We start from the raw sequence: 19037 nt of genomic DNA, 5'->3' as shown, positions 1-19037 counted from the left end.
GGTGAAAGAATTCACAAAGGGTGGGCGAGGAAACGGGCCGGGGCCGACCGGCGGACGCGGCCGCCCGGACCCGCTTCCGGGGTCTTTCCTCAGCTCATGCGCAGGGCGAGGAAGAAATCGAGCTTGTCCTCAAGACGCGAGAGGTCGCGGCTCGTCAACTGCTCGATACGGCCCACCCGGTAGCGCAGGGTGTTGACGTGCAGGTGCAGCCGCGCCGCGCACCGCGTCCACGAGCCGTCGCAGTCGAGGAACGCCTCCAGGGTGGGCACCAGCTCGGCCCGGTGGCGCTTGTCGTACTCGCGCAGCGGGTCGAGGAGGCGGGCGGTGAACGCCCGGCGCACGTCGTCCGGCACGAAGGGGAGCAGCAGCACGTGCGAGGCCAGCTCCTGGTGCCCGGCGGCGCAGACCCGGCCGGGGCGGGCGGCGGCGACCCGGCGGGCGTGCCGCGCCTCCTCCAGGGCGCCGCGCAGACCCTCCGCCGAGTGGACGGAGGCGCTGACGCCCAGGGTGAGGCGGCCGTCGCCGTCGAGGCCCGCGGAGAGCGGGCCGCGCACCGACTCCAGGAGCGCGTCGGCGAGCAGGCCCGTCTCCGAGCCGTCGTGCTCGGTGGAGACCGCGGGGAGCGGCACCAGCGCGATGGCCTCGTCGCCGGTGTGCGCGACCGCGATGCGGTCGGAGGGCTCGGACCCGGCGGCGAGAGGAGCGACGAGGATCTCCTCCAGGAGCGACTGGGCCACCGGGCCGCTCTCGATCGCCGCGTTCTCCCACTCGACGCGGGCCACCACGACCTGCCAGTGCGGGGCCGCGCCGAGGCCGGGCAGGAGCACGGGCGCCGCCACCCGCAGGCGGGCGGCGATCTCGGCGGGGGCCGCGCCCGTCTGCACCAGTTCCAGGACGTCCTGGGCCAGGCGGCGGCGTACGGTACGGGCCGCGTCGCGCCGGTCGCGCTCGACGGCGATGAGCTGGGTCACGCCCTGCAACAGGTCGAGGCGCTCCTCGGGCCAGTCGCCCGCGTCGGCCTCCACGGCGAGCAGCCAGTCGGACAGGAGGGTCTCGCGCACGTCACGCGCGGCCCCCGCCGCCCCGCGCGCCTGGCCCTCCGCGGCGGCGGGCACGGCCGCTCTGGGCCGAATGGGGAACAGCGAGTACGTCACGCCCTCCACCGCCACGCGGTGCGGGCCTCGGCGGCCGGTGCGGGTGGCGGCCAGGTGCTCCCCGGCGAGGCGGGCGCGGACGGGGCGCGGCAGGGCCGTGCCGCCCGCGCTCGACCCCGCGACGGTGCGGCCCGCGGGGGAGAGGACCCAGGCCCGCAGGTCCAGGTCGGTGCCGAGCAGGTCGAGGACGACGTCGGGGCCGCCGCCGGTGGGGCCCGAGGTCATCAGGCGCCGGTGGCGGTCGACCACGGCCGCCAGGTCGCCCGCGCGCTCGCCGGAGACCTGGCGTACGACGTGCTCGGTGATGGTCGCGAAGGCCACCGACTCGTTGACCGCGAAGAGCGGCAGGCGGTGCCGGGCGCAGGCCTGCACGATGTCGTCGGGGACGGCGCCCATCTCGGCCTCGCCGGCCGCCAGGGCCGTGACCCCGGCGTTGGCGAGGATGCGCACGAAGGGTTCGGCGTCCCCGGCGTCGCGGCGCCAGGCGAGGCCCGTGAGGACCAGCTCACCGCCCGCGAGGTAGCGGCTGGGGTCCCGCAGGTCCGTGGTCATCACACCGCGCACGGTGCGGTCCAGTTCGTCCTCACCGCCGAGCAGCCGCAGGCCCAGCGCGTCGGTGTCAAGGAGTGCGCGCAGCCGCATGTGTCGTCGCCGCCGATCTGTCTCGAATGGGGTGTACAAGAAACGGCGCTCGGTAGCGCCGGGGCTCTGTGTCGACGGGTGCTTCCGGTTTCCCGGGGGATTCCGCGAGGTTACTGAGGCCCGTTCTTCATACGAATCTACAAGACGCGCGGGTTGGCCAGCCAACTCCTTCATGGTTTCGGTGACTGACCCCATCGGAGTACCGGGCGGTGTACTTGCCCCACTCCGCGTTAACAGCACATGAACGAGCAGTCGAGGGACCAACGGCCCCGGTGGCCTGATCGAAGTCCCTTCACAGCGAACGACCCTCGATACGAAGAAGAGAGCCTCATGGACTTCCTTCGCCCCGCCAGCTGGGAGGAGGCGCTCGCCGCCAAGGCCGAGCACCCCACGGCTGTGCCGATTGCGGGTGGCACCGACGTGATGGTCGAGATCAACTTCGACCACCGCCGTCCCGAGTACCTGCTCGACCTCAACCGCGTCGGCGAGCTGCGCGAGTGGGAGGTGGGCGAGGAGACGGTCCGGCTCGGTGCCTCCGTCCCGTACACGCAGATCATGGAGGAGCTCCGCACGGAGCTGCCCGGTCTCGCGCTCGCCTCGCACACGGTCGCGTCCCCGCAGATCCGCAACCGCGGCGGTGTCGGAGGCAACCTCGGCACGGCGTCCCCGGCCGGCGACGCCCACCCGGCGCTGCTCGCCGCCGGCTGCGAGGTCGAGGTGGAGTCGGTGCGCGGCTCGCGCCTCATCCCGATCGACGACTTCTACACCGGCGTGAAGCGCAACGCGCTCGCCGCCGACGAGCTGATCAGGGCCGTCCACATCAAGAAGGCGGACGGCCCCCAGCAGTACTCCAAGGTCGGCACCCGCAACGCCATGGTCATCGCCGTGTGCGCCTTCGGCATCGCGCTGCACCCGGAGAACCGGACCGTGCGGACCGGCATCGGCTCCGCCGCCCCGACCCCGATCCGGGCGAAGGCGGCCGAGGAGTTCCTGAACGCCGCGCTCGACGAGGGCGGCTTCTGGGAGAGCAAGAAGATCATCACCCCCTCGATCGCCAAGCAGTTCGCGGAGCTCGCCTCCGGTGCCGCCAACCCGATCGACGATGTGCGCGGCACGGCGAGCTACCGCCGGCACGCCGTCGGCATCATGGCCCGCCGCACGCTCGGCTGGACCTGGGAGTCGTACCGCGGCAAGGGCCGCAGCACTGAGGGAGTCGCATCATGCGCGTGAACTTCACGGTCAACGGCCGTCAGCAGGAAGCGGACGACGTCTGGGAGGGCGAGTCCCTCCTGTACGTACTGCGTGAGCGCATGGGCCTGCCGGGCTCCAAGAACGCCTGTGAGCAGGGCGAGTGCGGTTCCTGCACCGTCCGCCTCGACGGCGTTCCCGTCTGTTCGTGTCTGGTGGCGGCCGGTCAGGCCGAGGGCCGGGAGGTCGTCACCGTCGAGGGCCTCGCCGACTTCGCCAGGCAGCGCGACGAGCAGGGCGGCCACGCCGCCGGCGCCTGCGGCACCTCGCTCCAGGACGCCCGCCAGTGGCAGGCCCAGGGCACGGACTCGCAGACCGGCGAGGGCGGCGAACTCTCCCCTGTGCAGCAGGCGTTCATCGACGCCGGTGCCGTCCAGTGCGGCTTCTGCACCCCGGGCCTGCTCGTCGCGGCCGACGAGATGCTGGAGAAGAACCCGCAGCCGACCGACGCCGACATCCGCGAGGCGCTCTCGGGCAACCTCTGCCGTTGCACCGGCTACGAGAAGATCCTGGACGCCGTCCGCCTCGCGGCCGCCCGCCAGGACCGTGGACTCCAGGAAGGCGTGGTCTGATCATGGGAACGACCGGAGCCCCCACCAAGATCACCCAGGGTTCGCAGACCAAGGGCGGGATCGGCGAGTCGACGCTGCGCCCCGACGGCACCCTGAAGGTGACCGGCGAGTTCGCGTACTCCTCGGACATGTGGCACGAGGACATGCTCTGGGGCCACACGCTCCGCAGCACCGTCGCGCACGCCGAGATCGTCTCGATCGACACCGCCGAGGCCCTGGCGATGGACGGCGTCTACTCCGTCCTGACCTACGAGGACCTGCCGACCGCGACGAAGAACTACGGCCTGGAGATCCAGGACACCCCGGTGCTCGCGCACGGCAAGGTCCGCCACCACGGCGAGCCGGTCGCCATCGTGGCCGCCGACCACCCGGAGACCGCGCGCCGCGCCGCGGCCAAGATCCGGATCGAGTACAAGGAGCTGCCCCTCATCACGGACGAGGCCTCGGCGACCGCTCCCGACGCCGTGCTCGTCCACGAGGGCCGCGACGACCACCACATCGGTCACGTCCCGCACCCCAACATCGTGCACCGCCAGCCGATCATCCGCGGCGATGCCGACGAGGCCGCCAAGAAGGCCGACGTCATCGTCACCGGCGAGTACACCTTCGGCATGCAGGACCAGGCCTTCCTCGGCCCGGAGTCCGGCCTCGCCGTGCCGTCCGAGGACGGCGGCGTCGAGCTGTACGTGGCCACCCAGTGGCTGCACTCCGACCTCGGCCAGATCGCCCCCGTCCTCGGCCTGCCCGAGGAGAAGGTGCGCATGACGCTCTCCGGCGTCGGCGGCGCGTTCGGCGGCCGCGAGGACATCTCGATGCAGATCCACGCCTGCCTCCTGGCGCTGCGCACCGGCAAGCCCGTAAAGATCGTCTACAACCGCTTCGAGTCCTTCTTCGGCCATGTGCACCGCCACCCGGCGAAGCTCCACTACGAGCACGGCGCCACCAAGGACGGCAAGCTCACGCACATGAAGTGCAAGATCGTCCTGGACGGCGGCGCCTACGCCTCGGCCTCCCCGGCCGTGGTCGGCAACGCCGCCTCGCTCTCGGTGGGCCCGTACGTGGTCGACGACGTCGACATCGAGGCCATAGCCCTCTACAGCAACAACCCGCCCTGCGGCGCCATGCGCGGCTTCGGCGCGGTCCAGGCGTGCTTCGCGTACGAGGCGCAGATGGACAAGCTGGCCGCGAAGCTCGGCATGGACCCGGTCGAGCTGCGGCAGCTCAACGCCATGGAGCAGGGCACGCTGCTGCCGACCGGGCAGCGGGTCGACTCGCCGGCCCCGGTCGCCGAGATCCTGCGCCGCGTCAAGGCCCGCCCGCTGCCGCCCGAGCGCCAGTGGGAGTCCAGCGAGGGCGCCGACGTGCGCCAGCTTCCCGGCGGTCTGTCCAACACCACGCACGGCGAAGGCGTCGTACGCGGTGTGGGCTACGCGGTCGGCATCAAGAACGTCGGCTTCTCCGAGGGCTTCGACGACTACTCCACCGCCAAGGTGCGCATGGAGGTCATCAACGGCGAGCCCGTCGCGACCGTGCACACGGCCATGGCCGAGGTCGGGCAGGGCGGTGTCACCGTCCACGCGCAGATCGCGCGGACCGAGCTGGGTGTCGCGCAGGTGACGATCCACCCGGCCGACACGCAGGTGGGCAGCGCGGGATCGACGTCCGCGTCGCGCCAGACGTACGTGACCGGCGGCGCCGTCAAGAACTCCTGCGAGCTGGTGCGCGAGAAGGTCCTGGAGATCGGCCGCCGCAAGTTCGGCTCCTACCACCCCGCGTGGGCCACCGCCGAGCTGGTCCTGGAGGGCGGCAAGGTCGTCACCGACGGCGGCGAGGTCCTCGGCGACCTGGTCGACGTCCTGGAGGGCGAGAGCGTCGAGGTCGAGGCCGAGTGGCGCCACCGCCCCACCGTGGCCTTCGACCTCGTGACCGGACAGGGCGACGGCCACGTCCAGTACTCCTTCGCCGCGCACCGCGCGGTCGTCGAGGTCGACACCGAGCTGGGCCTGGTCAAGGTCATCGAGCTCGCCGTCGCCCAGGACGTCGGCAAGGCGCTCAACCCGCTGTCCGTGATCGGCCAGATCCAGGGCGGCACCACCCAGGGCCTCGGCGTCGCGGTCATGGAGGAGATCATCGTCGACCCGAAGACCGCGAAGGTCAGGAACCCCTCCTTCACGGACTACCTGATCCCCACCATCCTCGACACGCCGACCATCCCGGTCGACATGCTCGAACTCGCCGACGAGCACGCCCCGTACGGGCTGCGCGGCATCGGCGAGGCCCCGACCCTGTCCTCGACCCCGGCCGTCCTCGCGGCGATCCGGAACGCCACGGGTCTGGAGCTCGACAAGACGCCGGTACGCCCGGAGCACCTCACCGGCACGTAACCGCACGTAGGTCACGCCGGGGTGGAGTCATCCCCCCTCCGAAACTCTCCGAGCGGTGCGGGCGAATCCAGGAACGTCACAATTCCCCGCCCGCACCGCTCGGAGCCCAGCTCCCCTCCCCACGTGGGAGCGTCGTTCGTCTCGGGCCGTCCCCCGGGTCGTGCAGCCAATGCACCATCCCAAACCCCGCCACTCGTGCGGGTGCCCCTGTGAACCTTGGGAGTAGGCAACATGACCCACTCATCAGTGGAGCCCAAGACCACCGCGGAGGACGCGGGCCCCGGCTCACGCGTCCCGGCCGGCAGGTCCTGGCTCGACCGGTACTTCCACATATCCCTCCGGGGATCGACGGTCGCGCGCGAGGTGCGCGGCGGCATCACCACCTTCATGGCGATGGCGTACATCGTCCTGCTCAACCCCGTCGTGCTCTCCGGCAAGGACGCGGCGGGCGACACGCTGGGCCAGAAGGCCCTGGTCACCGCGACGGCACTCGCCGCGGCGGTCACCACGCTCCTGATGGGCTTCGTCGGCAAGGTACCGCTGGCCCTGGCCGCCGGGCTCTCCGTGTCCGGAGTGATCTCGTCCCAGGTCGCGCCCGAGATGACCTGGCCGCAGGCCATGGGCATGTGCGTGATGTACGGCGTGGTGATCATGCTTCTCGTGGTCACCGGGCTGCGCGAGATGATCATGAACGCCATCCCGCTCGCCCTGAAGCACGGCATCACCATGGGCATCGGCCTGTTCATCGCCATCATCGGCCTGGTCAAGGGCGGCTTCGTGCACCCCGGCAAGGCCACCCCGCTCTCCCTCGGCCCGGCCGGTGAGCTCTCCGGCTGGCCCGTGCTGCTCTTCGCGGGCACCCTGCTCCTGATCTTCATGCTTCAGGCGCGCAACACCCCCGGCGCGATCCTGATCGGCATCGTCACCGGCACCATCGTGGCCGTCGTGCTCAACGCGCTCGACGTCATCGACCCGAAGCAGTGGGCGAACGGCGCCCCCGAACTGCACGGCGGCGCGGTCTCGTCACCCGACTTCTCGCTCCTCGGCGACGTCGAGTTCGGCGGCTGGGGCGAGGTCGGCGCGATGACCGTCGGCATGATCGTCTTCACCCTCGTGCTCGCCGGCTTCTTCGACGCGATGGCCACCATCATCGGCGTCGGCACCGAGGCGAACCTCACCGACGAGAAGGGCCGCATGCCGGGCCTCTCCAAGGCGCTGTTCATCGACGGCGCCGGCGGTGCCATCGGCGGCGTGGCGGGCGGCTCGGGACAGACCGTGTTCGTCGAGTCCGCGACCGGCGTCGGCGAGGGCGCCCGCACGGGCCTCTCCTCGGTCGTCACCGGCCTCTTCTTCGCGGCCTGCCTCTTCTTCACGCCGGTCACCGCCATCGTGCCGCAGGAGGTCGCCTCCGCCGCGCTCGTCGTCATCGGAGCGATGATGATGATGAACGCACGGCACGTCGACTGGGCCGACCGCGCCACCGCCATCCCGGTCTTCCTGACCGTCGTGCTCATGCCCTTCACGTACACCATCACCACCGGTGTCGCGGCGGGCGTCATCTCCTGGGTCGCCATCAAGATCGCGCAAGGCAAGGCCCGCGAGATCGGCGCCTTCATGTGGGGCCTGACGCTCGTCTTCATCGTCTACTTCGCCCTCAACCCCATCGAGAGCTGGCTGGGCGTCCACTGACGCACGGCCCTCCGCACATCCACGAAGCCCGGCACGCCGGGCCGCCGAAAGCCTTTGAGGAGGCCGACATGCTGGACATCGCCGACGAGCTGAACCGGTGGGTCGAGCAAGGACGTGACTTCGCCGTCGCCACCGTGGTGGCGGTCGGCGGGAGCGCGCCCCGGCAGCCCGGCGCCGCCCTCGCGGTCGACGCCGACGGCACCGCCATCGGCTCGGTCTCCGGCGGATGTGTGGAGGGCGCCGTCTACGAACTGTGCCAACAGGCGCTCGCGGACGGCGAGACCGTGCTCGAACGCTTCGGCTACAGCGACGAGGACGCCTTCGCCGTGGGACTGACCTGCGGCGGCGTCATCGACATCCTCGTCACCCCCGTCCCCGCCGACGCCCCGGCCAGGCCGGTGCTCGCCGCCGCCCTCGCCGCCGCGTCCGCGGGGGAGGCGGCAGCGGTCGCCCGGGTCACCTCGGGCCCCGCCGAACTGCTCGGCCGCGCCCTCCTCGTCCGCCCCACCGGGCAGTACGAGGGCGGGCTCGGCGGACATCCGGAGCTGGACCGCACGGTGACGGAGGAGGCCCGTGCCCTGCTCGAAGCCGGGCGCACCGCCACCGTGGAGATCGGCGAGGACGGGTCACGGTGCGGAACGCCGCTCATGGTCCTGGTCGAGTCCAGCGTGCCGCCGCCCCGCATGATCGTCTTCGGCGCGATCGACTTCGCGTCGGCGCTGGTGCGCATCGGCAAGTTCCTCGGCTACCACGTGACCGTGTGCGACGCCCGCCCCGTCTTCGCGACACCCGCCCGCTTCCCCGACGCCGACGACATCGTCGTCGAGTGGCCGCACCGGTACCTGGAGGGCACCGACGTCGACGCCCGCACCGTGCTCTGCGTCCTGACCCACGACGCCAAGTTCGACGTGCCGCTGCTCCGCCTCGCGCTGCGGCTGCCCGTCGCCTACGTCGGCGCCATGGGCTCGCGCCGCACCCACGAGGACCGCAACCGCCGGCTGCGCGAGGTCGGCGTCACCGAACTCGAACTGGCCCGCCTGCGCTCACCCATCGGCCTCGACCTCGGGGCGCGCACCCCCGAGGAGACCGCCCTCTCCATCGCCTCGGAGATCGTCGCCGACCGCCGCGGCGGCAGCGGCGTATCCCTCGCGGGAGCGCACACCCCCATCCACCCGGTCACCGGGGGTACACCGGAACGGATCGGCTCGGTGGCCTGACGGCTCAGCCACGCCCCGCGGCCCCGCCCCCGGTGAGCCGACGCACGACCCTGCGGAAGACGACGCGGCCCGCGGCGGCGAGCACCCCGTCGAAGAACCCCGGCAGCCACCGCACGCGCAGGTCCTCGTGCCAGGACACCGTGGAGCCGGTGACGGCTTCGCGCACCTGGAACTCCGCCCACCCCGTGACGTACGAGCCCCGCTTCTCCAGGCGGCAACGGCCCGGGACGGCGCCCGACGGCGGGCGCCACTCGACGACCTCCATCGCGTCGTCGAAACCGGCGGGCCCGAGCGCGGTGCGGGCGACGAGGAGCGTGCCCGCAGCGGTCGGCGGCGGCGTGCGGACGGTGACGCGGGTGAAGGGCACGGAGTCGCCGTGCCGCTCCCACTCGGTCAGCCGGTGCCATGCCTCGGCGGGGGACAGCGGGGAGTGCTCGGCGAACTGGAAGACGGCCACGCCTTCGAGCGTGCCAGAGAGCGGGGCGGTGCGGGCCCTTCGACGCGGAGATCCAGCGGAAGCCCTGTAGCGGAAGCCCTGTGGCGGAAGCGCTCCAGCGGCAGACCTCCAGCGGCAGACCTCCAGCGGCAGGCCTCTAGCGGTAGACCTTGCCCGGCTCGGCCTTTCCGGGGGCGAGGAGCTGGGGGACCGTCACGAAGACGTAGCCGCGCTTCTTCAGCTCGGCGATGACGCCGGGCACGGCCGGCACGGTGCCCTTGTAGATGTCGTGCAGCAGGATGATGCCGTCCCGCTTCGTCTGGTCGATGACCCGCTTCTGGATCAGCGCGGAGTCATTGGTCGTGTAGTCCTTGGCGGTGACGGTCCACAGCACCTCCGAGAGGCCGAGCTCCTTGGAGAGCTTGTTGATGTCGCCGTTGGTGCGTCCCTGCGGCGGCCGCATCAGCGTCGGCTTCTTGCCTATGAGCTTCTCTATCGCGTCGTTGGGGCGCTGGAGCTCCCGGCGCGCCTCGGCCGCGTCGATCTTGGTCAGGATCTTGTGGGACCAGGTGTGGCTCGCGACCTCGTGGCCCTCGCGGTCCATCTGCTTGACCAGCTCGGGGTACTTCTCGATGTGGTTCTTGCCGAGGGTGAAGAACGTGGCGGGCACGTTCTCGCGTCTGAGTATCTTCAGCAGCCGGGGCGTGTTCTCGCTCGGCCCCGCGTCGAACGTCAGGGCGACGCACTTGGCCTTGCGGCAGTCGACCGTCCCGAATTCCGCGGCCTTCGCCTCCGCCGCCCCCTTCCGTACGGAACTGGGTGACGTGGTCTCCAGCTTGGTGCATCCGGTCAGCGCGAGGGCGAGCGCCGCCCCCGCCGCGAGGACGGGGGCGGTGCGACGCAACCTCTTGGGCCGAGTCGTCATCTTGCAGGTGGCAGGCGTGTTCACAGCGGACATGCGAGCACTATACACGCGGCGTATACATCGAGTTCATAGTGATCGCCGCGGCCCGTGCCGCGAGCAGGCCGACCGGGGTTCCTCAGATCGCGAGCACCCTGATCGCCGGGTGGATCGCCGTGTTCAGGTAGAGCCGCTCCTTCTTGCCCTCCTGCTCCAGCTCCATCACGAGCCGGTACCTGTACAGGCCGGGCTTGGCGGTGCTCATCACCGTGCCGGCCCAGTAGTAGTAGACGGGCGTGAACTTGTCGCGCATGCGGTCCGGCATCCCGTAGATCTTCAGTTCGTTGAAGATCCTGCGCTCCGCGACGTCCTCCTCGTCGCCCAGCTCGGTGTCGAGGAACACGATGTTGTTGATCTTCGGCATGGGCGGCCAGGTGCCGTCGAGGCGCTTCTCCATGTCGATGGGGCGCACGATCCAGTTGAGGACCTGACCCTGCTTGCAGACCGTCTCCAGGGACGGCGTGCCCTGTCCCTTGCCGCCGACGCTGTTGTCCATCATGTACATCGCGTCGCTCAGCGAACCCGTGTCCGCCGCCCGCTCCATGTTGATGAGCGTGACGATGTTGAGCTGGACCGAGTTCAGCTGGCCGGGATTCTGCTTCTCCTGCGTGCCCGTGGCTGTGCGCGCCGCCGTGCCCTTGCCCGTGCGCGCCGCCGTGCCCGTGCCTGTGCGCGTGCTCGTGCTCACCGCTCCTCCTTCGCGTACGCGGTCATGGCTGCCCGGGTCACTGGCCGACGAGGGACGACGACCGGGTCGCCGTGATCGGCTCGTCCCGCGTGCCCAGCCTGAACGTGATCTGGTAGGTGATCGGTTCGGGCCCCGTCTTCTTCACGGTCCCGGTCCAGTACGAGACGTCGGTGCCGGGGTAGACCTTCCGCTCCGGCTCGCAGAACTCGGGGTCGATCACGATGTTCTCGATGCTGACGTAGGCCTCGCACTCCAACGCCAGGCAGTTCCAGAGCAGTTGGTCGCCGCGCACGGCCCTGGTCCGCAGCTCCTCGGTGCCGAACCCGGTGGAGCCGCCCGAGCGGTTGGTGTCGTACATGTACAGGTGGCCGTCCGTGTCGCCGGCCGCGAGCGCGCCCACGGCGTCCACGACCGCGGTGATCGAGATGGGTCGCTTGGCCGCGGTCTCCCGCGGCTTCGTCCTGGTGGTCATCCGTTCCTCCTCGTCCGGTGGGATCTTCAGGCGCCCTGGCCGGGGGGCGTGTGCGGGATCGGCAGCGGGCCGACACCCGCCTTGGTGAACGCGTTGCGCCGCGGCTCCGAGGAGATCTTCAGGGCCGAGGGGCAGGTCAGGTTCACCGGCTCCCACCGGAGCTCGCCGTTGACCTGCGCCAGCTTGTGGAGCTGGATGCGCATCATGTACGAGTACGTGCCGGGGCGGGACGTGTCGACGGTCGCCGACCAGTACCAGCCGTCGGTCACCATGTCCGGGGAGCCGTACTCCGCCGGATACATGATCTTGGCGTCGACCGCCTCGCCGTAGATGTCGGTGATCACCGGGGCCGGGTAGCTGTGCGCGTGTGTGCTGTCCTCGGCGACGACCTGCCCCGTGACGTCGAGGATCTTCGCGCCGGACATCCTGCCGCTGGTGCGCCGCGTCGTCTTGACGCGCGTACCGGTCTTCGTGCGGATCCGGGTCAGCTCGCCCGCCGCGTCCGTGCCGGCCACCGAGGACTTGTTCGCGAGGTCGTGCAGCTCGGCCAGGGCCTCCTCGTCGCTCTGCCGCGCCCGGTCGGCATGGTAGCCGCGCGGGACGGTCGGCGGGAGGGAACCCAGGCTGTACGGCAGCCAGTTGAGGACCTGCTCGCTGGCCTGGGAGCCGTCGCGCCAGTAGGAGCCGTGGATCGCGGTCACCAGCTCGCCGGTCCCCTGGTTCTCGGAGCCGTGCAGCTTCATGTTGTCGAACAGGTAGGTGTTGCCTTCGAGCGTGCTGGTCGCCAGCGCGTTGCCGACGTCCACGAGCACGATGATCGCCAACTGTTGGGGCATGTTTCCGCCTTCGTCGTCGTTCCCGGCACGGCCGTCGTCGGATCGGCCGCTACTGGCACATCAGCGCGGGCGTCTCGACGTGCATGACGCTGTGTGCGCCCTCGTACATCTGGAACTCGATGCGGTACTGGTACGGGACGCCCGGGGTCATCCAGTGCGGCACCACGCCGGTCCACACATCGAGGTCGAGCTTCGCGCCCGCGGCGTCCTCCCCGCCGTTGGTCTCCGGCTCGTGTGCGCCGGGGAGCTGCTGCCCTTGGGGCTGCTGTCCGTACGCGTGCGGGCCCTGCTCCGTCCGGCCGTGCACGTCGTGGTCGGGCGCGTCGTGGCCGTGCGTGGCATGGTCGTGCGTGGCATGGCCGTTCGACGGCGCGAACGAGATGTTCTTGATCTCGACCGGCGTCTGGAGGTCCACGGCGAGCGCGGTCCACGAGACGACCTGTCCCGGCTTGACGATGGTGACGAGGTCCGCCGTCCCCTGGTGGGAACTGCCGAACGGTCCGTCGTCCACCATGCAGAGGTTGCCGTCGTGCAGTCCCCTGATCGACAGAGCCCCGATCACGTCCACGACGGCGATGATGTTCACCTGCGATTTCATTCCACTCCTGTCCTCGCACCTGGTGGTTGCGCGCGGTGCCCCGCGCCTAGCCGCGGTCCCGCACGAGCGGGACCTTTCCGACAGCCGTCCGCTCGATCTCCGCGGACAGCCTGGGTACGAACGTGAGCTGGAAGGTGTAGCCGGTCGCCTCGAACGACACGGCGTTGGCCTCCCCGTGGTTGAAGAGCGAGAGGGCGCGCGGCAGGGCGTTCACGAAGAGCCGCTGGAGGCCGTAGGGGCCGAGCACCGTGTCGGCCCGGTAGGTCAGGCCGAGCACGTCGTCGACCGACGCGTAGAGCTGGATGCGCTTTCCCTCGCGGTGGTTGACGAACTGCACCTCGTGCGCCACCGCGTCCAGGTCGACCACCTCGGCGGCCCGCAGCTCGTCGCGGAGCACGGCGTACGCGCGCACCGCCGAGTACTGGCTGTCGTTGATGTGCAGCACGTCTCCGGTGCGCCCCGCGAACTCGAACTTCCGCGTCTTCGGTCCCGGGCCCCGCGTGCGCGGCCGGTGGATCATCCGGTCGCCCAGCTTCAGGCGCAGCAGCGGCGTCTCGTGCGCGTGCAGCCGCGTGACGACGAGCTCGCCCTCCTCGCCCTCGGCGACCTGGCGCCCGTCCTCGTCGACGATCTCGATGAAGTGCAGCCCCGGAACGGCCGACAGATCGGGGGACTCCGCGTCCAGTTGCAGCCCCACGGTCTCCGCCTGGGTGGCGGCGAAGTAGCTGAGGATCGCCAGGTTCGGGTACATCGCCTTGAGCTCCACCCGCTTGCGCTGCGGCAGCACGCCGCTGCCGTACAGGGCGACGCGGAAGCTGTCGCGGTACTCCTGGCGCATGCCCGCGCCCAGCTCCGCGAGGATCGCGATGCCCGCGGAGATCCCCATCAGGGCCTTGGGGCCCCGGTAGGAGAACATGTGCTCGAGGACCGGGGCGGTGACCGGCCCCGCTCCCACGTAGTTGACGCCGGGCACCTGCTGGAGGACCCCGCCGACCATCGTCCCGCTGCTCCACATCTGGTAGTCGGCCAGCGTGGTGAACAGCCATTTCGGATCGGTGCCCGCGAGGTGCGGCGCGAGCTGGTGGGCGCCCATGAAGCGGCCCGCGATCTCGTACGTGTCACGCAGCTCCCGCAGGGCGTAGACGACCTCCAGGGGGCGGCCGCCGCTGGTGCCGCCGCTCGCCACGATCTCGAAGTCGCCGCGGGTGAGGGGCACCACCATGCCGGGCCGTGACTCCATGAAGAAGTCGCGCTGGACGTCCTTGTCGGAGAGCGGGACGCGCTGCCACTCCTCGTACGTGCGCGGCGCGTCCGTGATGCCGGCGCCGCGCAGCCGTTCGCGCCAGAGCGGATTGAGCAGCACCGTGTTGACCATCTGCTGGAGCCTGCGCAGGACGAGGGCGTCCTGTACCTCGTGGGCGATCTCGCTGTAGAGGGTCTGGCAGACCCGCTCGCATTCGCGCATCTTGCTCGCGAACGAGGGAAGTACGGTCACGGCCTCGATGGACTCCGGCCGCAACTCCCATTCGGGAATGAGCCATTCGGCCAGTTCGCGGGCCCCGCCCGGAGCCGGGGGCGCCGGTGGAACACGTGTTACCTGTGGAGCGTGAGATGTACTCAACATCCGTCCTCTCTAGGCTTTTCCGGTTCCCTCGTCACTCTCGATCAGGTCCTGCCCCGTCCTCCTGATTTCGGAGAGCAGCATCCTGAAGTGTTCCGTGGTGATCTGGTGGTTCATCATCACCACGCGCAGAGCGGCCACTCCGTCGATGTCCACCTTCGAGATGAAGAAGTTCCCCTCGCTTTTCACGCGGTTCCTGATGGCGACCTGGAGGTGGTGCAGCGCCTTGCTGTCCAGTTTCTTTCCCGGACCCCCGCCGAGACCGGCCGGGTGGTACCGGAAGCAGAGAATGTTCGCTTCGGGGCGGTGCGGGGTCTCGAAGTCGGGATCGGCCCGCAGAATGGAATGGGCCTCGCCGGTCAGCCGGCACAGGTACTCGATCTTCTCCGCGAAAAGTGACCTGCCGTAAATGGCCCACAGCGCCCAGAGAGTCATGACCATCGGCCGCTTCGTGCACTCGAAGTTCTTGCCCCCGCTGTCGAAGGCGGTGTAAATGTCCTGCTCCTCCTCGAAGACGTAGCTGGCCTTCTGGCGGAAAGCGGAGAGGGCCGTTTCCCTGTTCCGGTAGAAGAGCATCGTGCAGGGCGCGGGCACGAACATCATCTTGTGCGCGTCCCAGGTCAGGGAGTCCGCCTTCGCGATGCCCCGCAGCTTTCCGCGGAGCGCGTCGGAGACGAGCAGGCTCGCGCCGTGCGCGCCGTCGACGTGCAGCCAGAGGTCCTTCTCCGCGGCCAGGGCGGCGAGGTCGTCGATCGGGTCGAAGGCACCGACCGACGTGCTGCCGGCCGACGCGACCAGGCAGAAGACCTTGAGGTTCTGCCGCTCGGCCGCCGCCAGGGTCGCGCGCACCTCGCCCACGTCGATCTGCTGCCGGCTGTTGAGCGGCAGGCGGACGAGCTGCGCGTCGCCGATGCCGAGCACGCCGGCCGCCCGCGCCACGCTGTAGTGCACGTCCGCGCCCACGGCGATGGCGGGCCTCGGCTGGCCGCGGACGGCGGACGCGCCCTGTGACCAGTAGCCGGGCAGCTTCTCGTTCCGCGCCGCGAGCAGCGCTGTCAGGTTGGCCAGCGAGCCGCCCGAGGTGGTCACCATGGTGAAGCGGCCCGGGTCGTAGCCGATGAAGCGGTTCAGCTCGTCGGCCATGATCCGCTCCACGGCGTTGGGCAACTGCCCCGCCTCGTAGAACGACGCGGGCTGGCTGACCATGGAGCTCACGAAGTCGATGACGCCCGCGAGCGGCACCACACCCGAGAACTGCCGCCCCATGTAGCCCGGCGAGAGCACCTGGATCCCCGTCCTGACGTACAGGTCGATGATGCCCGTGAGCCGCTCCTCGTCGAAGGCGGCGACCGTGTCGTGCTCGGTCGTCATCAAGGCCCTCGCCGCCCGGGTCAACTGCTCGGGTTCGATCAGTTCAAGGCCTCTGATCGAGATGTCCGACAGGTGTTTCTCCAGTTTCGCGAGGGCGGTCTCCGAGTTCTCCCTGAAAAGCTGCGGATCGAACGCCTCAAGCAGTAAGCCGCTCGGTTCCGATCCGGGATCACTCGACCGAGATTCCGTCACTAGGGTCCCCCCTCTTCGTGGAAATTCCCTGTGCTGCCCGACGTACGGCATATGGGGGCGAGGGTATGCGGCAGCGCCAAGGAGACGACGCGAGCCGGCTGGTCGAACCGGATCGCGGCGTCATTCCGCACATGAAGCGTTGAAATTCCGCACATGAGGCGTCGAACGCCGTACGTACGGGATTACCCCTCCGAGAACCGCACGCCAGCCGTCCCCTCCGGCATGGTCAGTGCCTGCCCCCCACAGCGAACACCGTATGCGTTGCTGATCGGTGGATAAATCGAAACTCTGGGTCTGACCGAAAAATGTCGCGCACTTCCTGATGGGGCATCAATCCCCGTGAGTCACACGCGTCCCCATGGATATCGGGGGTTCCGGACGGGGTCCGTGTTTTTCGGACACGGTGCCTGTGGCATGTGCACGGCGGAAATGACGACAGGGCAGGACGGCGACGGCACATGGGGCGGCGCAAGGCGTTTCCTGCCAACTTCCGGGCCATTGCGGGGGATGCGTTTCCGGCGTCTGCCGGATCCTGCCGGCAGGGTGTGATTTCCGCCGTCGCGCGGGTGATCCGGCCATGACGACGGCGCGTGGACCCGGTGCTTTCGGAGCGATCGGGCCGGAACTGTTCGAACCGGGCCCGGACGTTCGACGTGACGCAACTGGCGGTCTCACGCCGCCCTTACGCGCCACGCGGGCGCCGGAAGTGGTGCGCAAGACCACACGCGACGCGGTTGTACGCCTGGCGCCCCGTGTGGCTAGGGTGCCAGGGATGTCTCGCACCGACGCAGTACCCACGAACTTGGTAAGACGCAGGATCGCCGCTCCGGGTTGCCTGCGGGAGGTGCCGTGAGCGACACAGCGCGCCTGCCCGGCCGCCACCGCGCCCCCCTCCCCGAGGCCGTCCCCGCGCCCGCGCCGACATCGAAGCGGGCGCCGGCCGCGAGACCGGGACGGCACGGCAGACGGCGCGCGTCGGGGGCGCCGGAGCCGGGCACGGCCGGGCCGGAGCCGGGCAAGCAGCGGGACGCCTTCTTCGACAACGCCAAGTACCTGGCCATCGTCCTGGTGGCCATGGGCCACGCCTGGGAGCCGCTGCGCGACGACAGCCGGACCGCCGCCGCCCTCTACATCACCGTCTACGCCTTCCACATGCCGGCGTTCATCGTCATCTCCGGCTACTTCTCCCGCAGCTTCGACGCGAGCCCCGGCCGCATCAAGCGCCTGGTGACCGGCATCGCCGTGCCGTACGTCCTCTTCGAGGTCGCGTACACCTTCTTCAAGCGCGGGGCGGGCGGCGACCCCACGTACCCGATCAGCCTGCTCGACCCCTGGTACCTCACCTGGTTCCTGGCCGCGCTCTTCGTCTGGCGGCTCTCGACGCCGCTGTGGAAGCTCGTGCGGTGGCCGCTGCCCCTGGCGCTGGCCGTGGCCGTGCTCGCCTCGGTCTCGCCCGACATCGGCGACGACCTGGACCTCCAGCGGGTCCTGCAGTTCCTGCCGTTCTTCGTGCTCGGCCTGGTCCTGAAGCCGGAGCACTTCCAGCTCGTGCGCCGCCGCGAGGTGCGGCTGCTCTCCCTGCCGGTCTTCGCCGCGGCACTGGCCTTCGCCTACTGGGTCGCCCCGCGGATCAGCGCGGCCTGGTTCTACCGCCGCGACAGCGCGCAGGAGTTGGCGGCCCCCGGCTGGACGGGCGTCCCCATGACGCTCGCGATGTTCGGCTGCTCGGTGGTCCTTGTCGCCTGCTTCTTCGCGTGGGTGCCGCGCAGGCACATGTGGTTCACGGCGCTCGGCGCGGGCACGCTCTACGGCTATCTGCTGCACGGCTTCCTCGCCAAGGGCTCCCGCTTCTGGGACTGGTACGAGGCCGACTGGCCGCACCGGCCGCTGGGCGCGATCGCCGTCACGCTGTTCGCCGGCGCGGTGATCACCCTCCTGTGCACCCCGCCCGTGCAGCGCCTCTTCCGCTTCGCCATGGAGCCGAAGATGGTGTGGGCCTTCCGGCGTGACGCGGCGGAGCTGCGCCACGGCGAGGGCGGTGCGAAGCTTTTCGGAGGAGGCCCGGGCCGCTCGCGCGCCCGAGGGGCGTGAATTCCGGCGTACGGGACACCCGCGTGAGCAGCATCCGGAAGAGCACCCGGCGCGCAGTCACCGAAGAGAGGAGCCGGTATGTCGAATCCACAGCAGCCCGAGCTGAGACGCAGCGGGAAGGGCGGTGCCACTCCCCAGGAGAGCGGGTCCGCGAAGGCGGCCGAGCCCACGAGCACGCAGGGTAAGGGAGGCGACGCGCACGGCACGGACCGCGGCGCGAAAGGCGGCGGAAAGGGCGGCGGGAAGCCCCCGGAGCAGCAGCCCGATCACCCCTGACGCATATCGGCGGTAAACCCGTCCGGGTGTACTCAGGAAACACTCTCGGTAGTTCCGTCGGAGCTCCCGGCGACGCCTCCGCGCGCGTCGCCGGGTAGCGCCTGCCCATTCCGGGGGAAGGCCGCCCGCCGTCGTTTGCCATTCGCCCGCGAATCGCACCGTCGACCGTGTTTAAAAAAGGTATGCCCAGCTATTTTTCGGGCCGGGCGGGTACAACCCCTGTATGGAAACAATGGAACTCGCAGCCTCGTCCACATCCCACCTGCTGATGTGGCTCGCCGGGCTCGTCGTGGTCGGCGTCCTGCTGAGCGCCTTCTACTTCGGGCGGCGCGCCCAGGCACGGCAGATCGATCCGCCGAACCCCGAGAAGCAGCCGAAACGCCCGTACGACGGCCCGGTCAGGGAGGAGCGGGAGTACCGCGAGCCGAACGAGATGCCGCACGACGGCCACCGGCTCCTGCCGCACGAGATCCAGGGGGGATACGGCAACTGCAGCAGCCATCCCTGTGAATCGCAGGACCCGGAGGACCACAGGAAAACCAGCGGGGGCGGCGGCTTCGGCAGCGGCGGACTCGGCTGAGCCGCGGGG

At 70.2% G+C, this 19037-nt stretch carries 17 protein-coding genes; 8 read left to right on the top strand and 9 right to left on the bottom strand.

The window, feature by feature from the left end:
* Nucleotides 1-89: 89 nt before the first annotated feature.
* On the bottom strand, nt 90-1796 hold the full coding sequence (locus tag ACZ6JY_RS07240; RefSeq protein ID WP_469193134.1) for a PucR family transcriptional regulator: 1707 nt from the start codon (nt 1794-1796) through the stop codon (nt 90-92).
* Nucleotides 1797-2126: 330 nt separating this feature from the next.
* Here ACZ6JY_RS07240 and ACZ6JY_RS07235 point away from each other — a divergent pair, with 330 nt between their 5' ends.
* The 5 genes from ACZ6JY_RS07235 to ACZ6JY_RS07215 all read left to right on the top strand — a co-directional run bounded on the left by ACZ6JY_RS07235 (nt 2127) and on the right by ACZ6JY_RS07215 (nt 8906).
* A complete protein-coding gene (locus tag ACZ6JY_RS07235) occupies nt 2127-3026 on the top strand; it encodes an FAD binding domain-containing protein (protein ID WP_469193132.1) in 900 nt (299 codons plus the stop codon).
* Entirely contained in the window at nt 3017-3616 is a 600-nt protein-coding gene (locus ACZ6JY_RS07230; RefSeq protein ID WP_469193130.1) for a (2Fe-2S)-binding protein, read from the top strand. Before ACZ6JY_RS07235 ends, ACZ6JY_RS07230 begins: the two co-directional genes overlap by 10 nt.
* Before the next feature lie 2 nt (nt 3617-3618).
* The gene (locus ACZ6JY_RS07225) at nt 3619-6000 is read left to right on the top strand and encodes a xanthine dehydrogenase family protein molybdopterin-binding subunit (RefSeq protein ID WP_469193128.1); all 2382 of its coding nucleotides are present in this window, start codon (nt 3619-3621) and stop codon (nt 5998-6000) included.
* Between the two features lie 231 nt (nt 6001-6231).
* Entirely contained in the window at nt 6232-7689 is a 1458-nt protein-coding gene (locus ACZ6JY_RS07220; protein ID WP_469193126.1) for an NCS2 family permease, read from the top strand.
* A 68-nt stretch (nt 7690-7757) separates the two neighbouring features.
* A complete protein-coding gene (locus ACZ6JY_RS07215; RefSeq protein WP_469193124.1) occupies nt 7758-8906 on the top strand; it encodes an XdhC family protein in 1149 nt (382 codons plus the stop codon).
* 4 nt (nt 8907-8910) lie between these two features.
* On the opposite strand, the gene ACZ6JY_RS07210 is transcribed toward ACZ6JY_RS07215, so the two are convergent.
* From ACZ6JY_RS07210 to ACZ6JY_RS07175, 8 genes are all read right to left on the bottom strand, one after another.
* Nucleotides 8911-9363 carry an SRPBCC family protein gene (locus ACZ6JY_RS07210; RefSeq protein ID WP_469193122.1) on the bottom strand — a complete coding sequence of 151 codons (453 nt, stop codon included), beginning with the start codon at nt 9361-9363 and terminating at the stop codon, nt 8911-8913.
* Between the two features lie 136 nt (nt 9364-9499).
* Nucleotides 9500-10267, bottom strand: coding sequence for a polysaccharide deacetylase family protein (locus ACZ6JY_RS07205; protein WP_469193888.1), 768 nt, complete (start codon nt 10265-10267; stop codon nt 9500-9502).
* Between the two features lie 115 nt (nt 10268-10382).
* Nucleotides 10383-10991, bottom strand: coding sequence for a hypothetical protein (locus tag ACZ6JY_RS07200; protein ID WP_469193120.1), 609 nt, complete (start codon nt 10989-10991; stop codon nt 10383-10385).
* 37 nt (nt 10992-11028) lie between these two features.
* The gene (locus ACZ6JY_RS07195; RefSeq protein WP_469193118.1) at nt 11029-11463 is read right to left on the bottom strand and encodes a hypothetical protein; all 435 of its coding nucleotides are present in this window, start codon (nt 11461-11463) and stop codon (nt 11029-11031) included.
* A 26-nt stretch (nt 11464-11489) separates the two neighbouring features.
* Nucleotides 11490-12299: a hypothetical protein gene (locus ACZ6JY_RS07190; RefSeq protein WP_469193117.1), complete on the bottom strand. Its 810-nt coding sequence runs from the start codon at nt 12297-12299 to the stop codon at nt 11490-11492.
* Nucleotides 12300-12348: 49 nt separating this feature from the next.
* Nucleotides 12349-12897 carry a hypothetical protein gene (locus ACZ6JY_RS07185; protein ID WP_469193115.1) on the bottom strand — a complete coding sequence of 183 codons (549 nt, stop codon included), beginning with the start codon at nt 12895-12897 and terminating at the stop codon, nt 12349-12351.
* Between the two features lie 46 nt (nt 12898-12943).
* Complete coding sequence (locus ACZ6JY_RS07180; RefSeq protein WP_469193113.1) at nt 12944-14392, bottom strand: phenylacetate--CoA ligase family protein; 1449 nt, start codon at nt 14390-14392, stop codon at nt 12944-12946.
* Nucleotides 14393-14530: 138 nt separating this feature from the next.
* A complete protein-coding gene (locus tag ACZ6JY_RS07175; protein WP_469193111.1) occupies nt 14531-15889 on the bottom strand; it encodes a pyridoxal phosphate-dependent decarboxylase family protein in 1359 nt (452 codons plus the stop codon).
* A gap of 1041 nt (nt 15890-16930) precedes the next feature.
* Here ACZ6JY_RS07175 and ACZ6JY_RS07170 point away from each other — a divergent pair.
* The 3 genes from ACZ6JY_RS07170 (at nt 16931) to ACZ6JY_RS07160 (ending at nt 19028) form a co-directional block, all read left to right on the top strand.
* A complete protein-coding gene (locus ACZ6JY_RS07170; protein WP_469193109.1) occupies nt 16931-18172 on the top strand; it encodes an acyltransferase family protein in 1242 nt (413 codons plus the stop codon).
* 78 nt (nt 18173-18250) lie between these two features.
* Nucleotides 18251-18448, top strand: a complete 198-nt coding sequence (locus ACZ6JY_RS07165) for a hypothetical protein (RefSeq protein WP_469193107.1) — start codon at nt 18251-18253, stop codon at nt 18446-18448.
* Nucleotides 18449-18671: 223 nt separating this feature from the next.
* Nucleotides 18672-19028 carry a DUF6479 family protein gene (locus ACZ6JY_RS07160; RefSeq protein ID WP_469193105.1) on the top strand — a complete coding sequence of 119 codons (357 nt, stop codon included), beginning with the start codon at nt 18672-18674 and terminating at the stop codon, nt 19026-19028.
* Nucleotides 19029-19037 lie beyond the last annotated feature (9 nt).

This window comes from Streptomyces sp. NPDC046335 (assembly GCF_055587985.1).
This window is presented reverse-complemented; position numbering and strand designations above follow the sequence as displayed.

Excerpts from the sequence above, each read along its gene's own strand:
- ACZ6JY_RS07175 (WP_469193111.1), bottom strand. The coding sequence starts at position 15,889 with ATGACGACCGAGCACGACACGGTCGCCGCCTTCGACGAGGAGCGGCTC.
- ACZ6JY_RS07230 (WP_469193130.1), top strand. The coding sequence starts at position 3,017 with ATGCGCGTGAACTTCACGGTCAACGGCCGTCAGCAGGAAGCGGACGAC.
- ACZ6JY_RS07185 (WP_469193115.1), bottom strand. The coding sequence starts at position 12,897 with ATGAAATCGCAGGTGAACATCATCGCCGTCGTGGACGTGATCGGGGCT.
- ACZ6JY_RS07220 (WP_469193126.1), top strand. The coding sequence starts at position 6,232 with ATGACCCACTCATCAGTGGAGCCCAAGACCACCGCGGAGGACGCGGGC.
- ACZ6JY_RS07205 (WP_469193888.1), bottom strand. The coding sequence starts at position 10,267 with ATGACGACTCGGCCCAAGAGGTTGCGTCGCACCGCCCCCGTCCTCGCG.
- ACZ6JY_RS07225 (WP_469193128.1), top strand. The coding sequence starts at position 3,619 with ATGGGAACGACCGGAGCCCCCACCAAGATCACCCAGGGTTCGCAGACC.
- ACZ6JY_RS07235 (WP_469193132.1), top strand. The coding sequence starts at position 2,127 with ATGGACTTCCTTCGCCCCGCCAGCTGGGAGGAGGCGCTCGCCGCCAAG.
- ACZ6JY_RS07160 (WP_469193105.1), top strand. The coding sequence starts at position 18,672 with ATGGAAACAATGGAACTCGCAGCCTCGTCCACATCCCACCTGCTGATG.
- ACZ6JY_RS07195 (WP_469193118.1), bottom strand. The coding sequence starts at position 11,463 with ATGACCACCAGGACGAAGCCGCGGGAGACCGCGGCCAAGCGACCCATC.
- ACZ6JY_RS07190 (WP_469193117.1), bottom strand. The coding sequence starts at position 12,299 with ATGCCCCAACAGTTGGCGATCATCGTGCTCGTGGACGTCGGCAACGCG.
- ACZ6JY_RS07240 (WP_469193134.1), bottom strand. The coding sequence starts at position 1,796 with ATGCGGCTGCGCGCACTCCTTGACACCGACGCGCTGGGCCTGCGGCTG.
- ACZ6JY_RS07215 (WP_469193124.1), top strand. The coding sequence starts at position 7,758 with ATGCTGGACATCGCCGACGAGCTGAACCGGTGGGTCGAGCAAGGACGT.
- ACZ6JY_RS07165 (WP_469193107.1), top strand. The coding sequence starts at position 18,251 with ATGTCGAATCCACAGCAGCCCGAGCTGAGACGCAGCGGGAAGGGCGGT.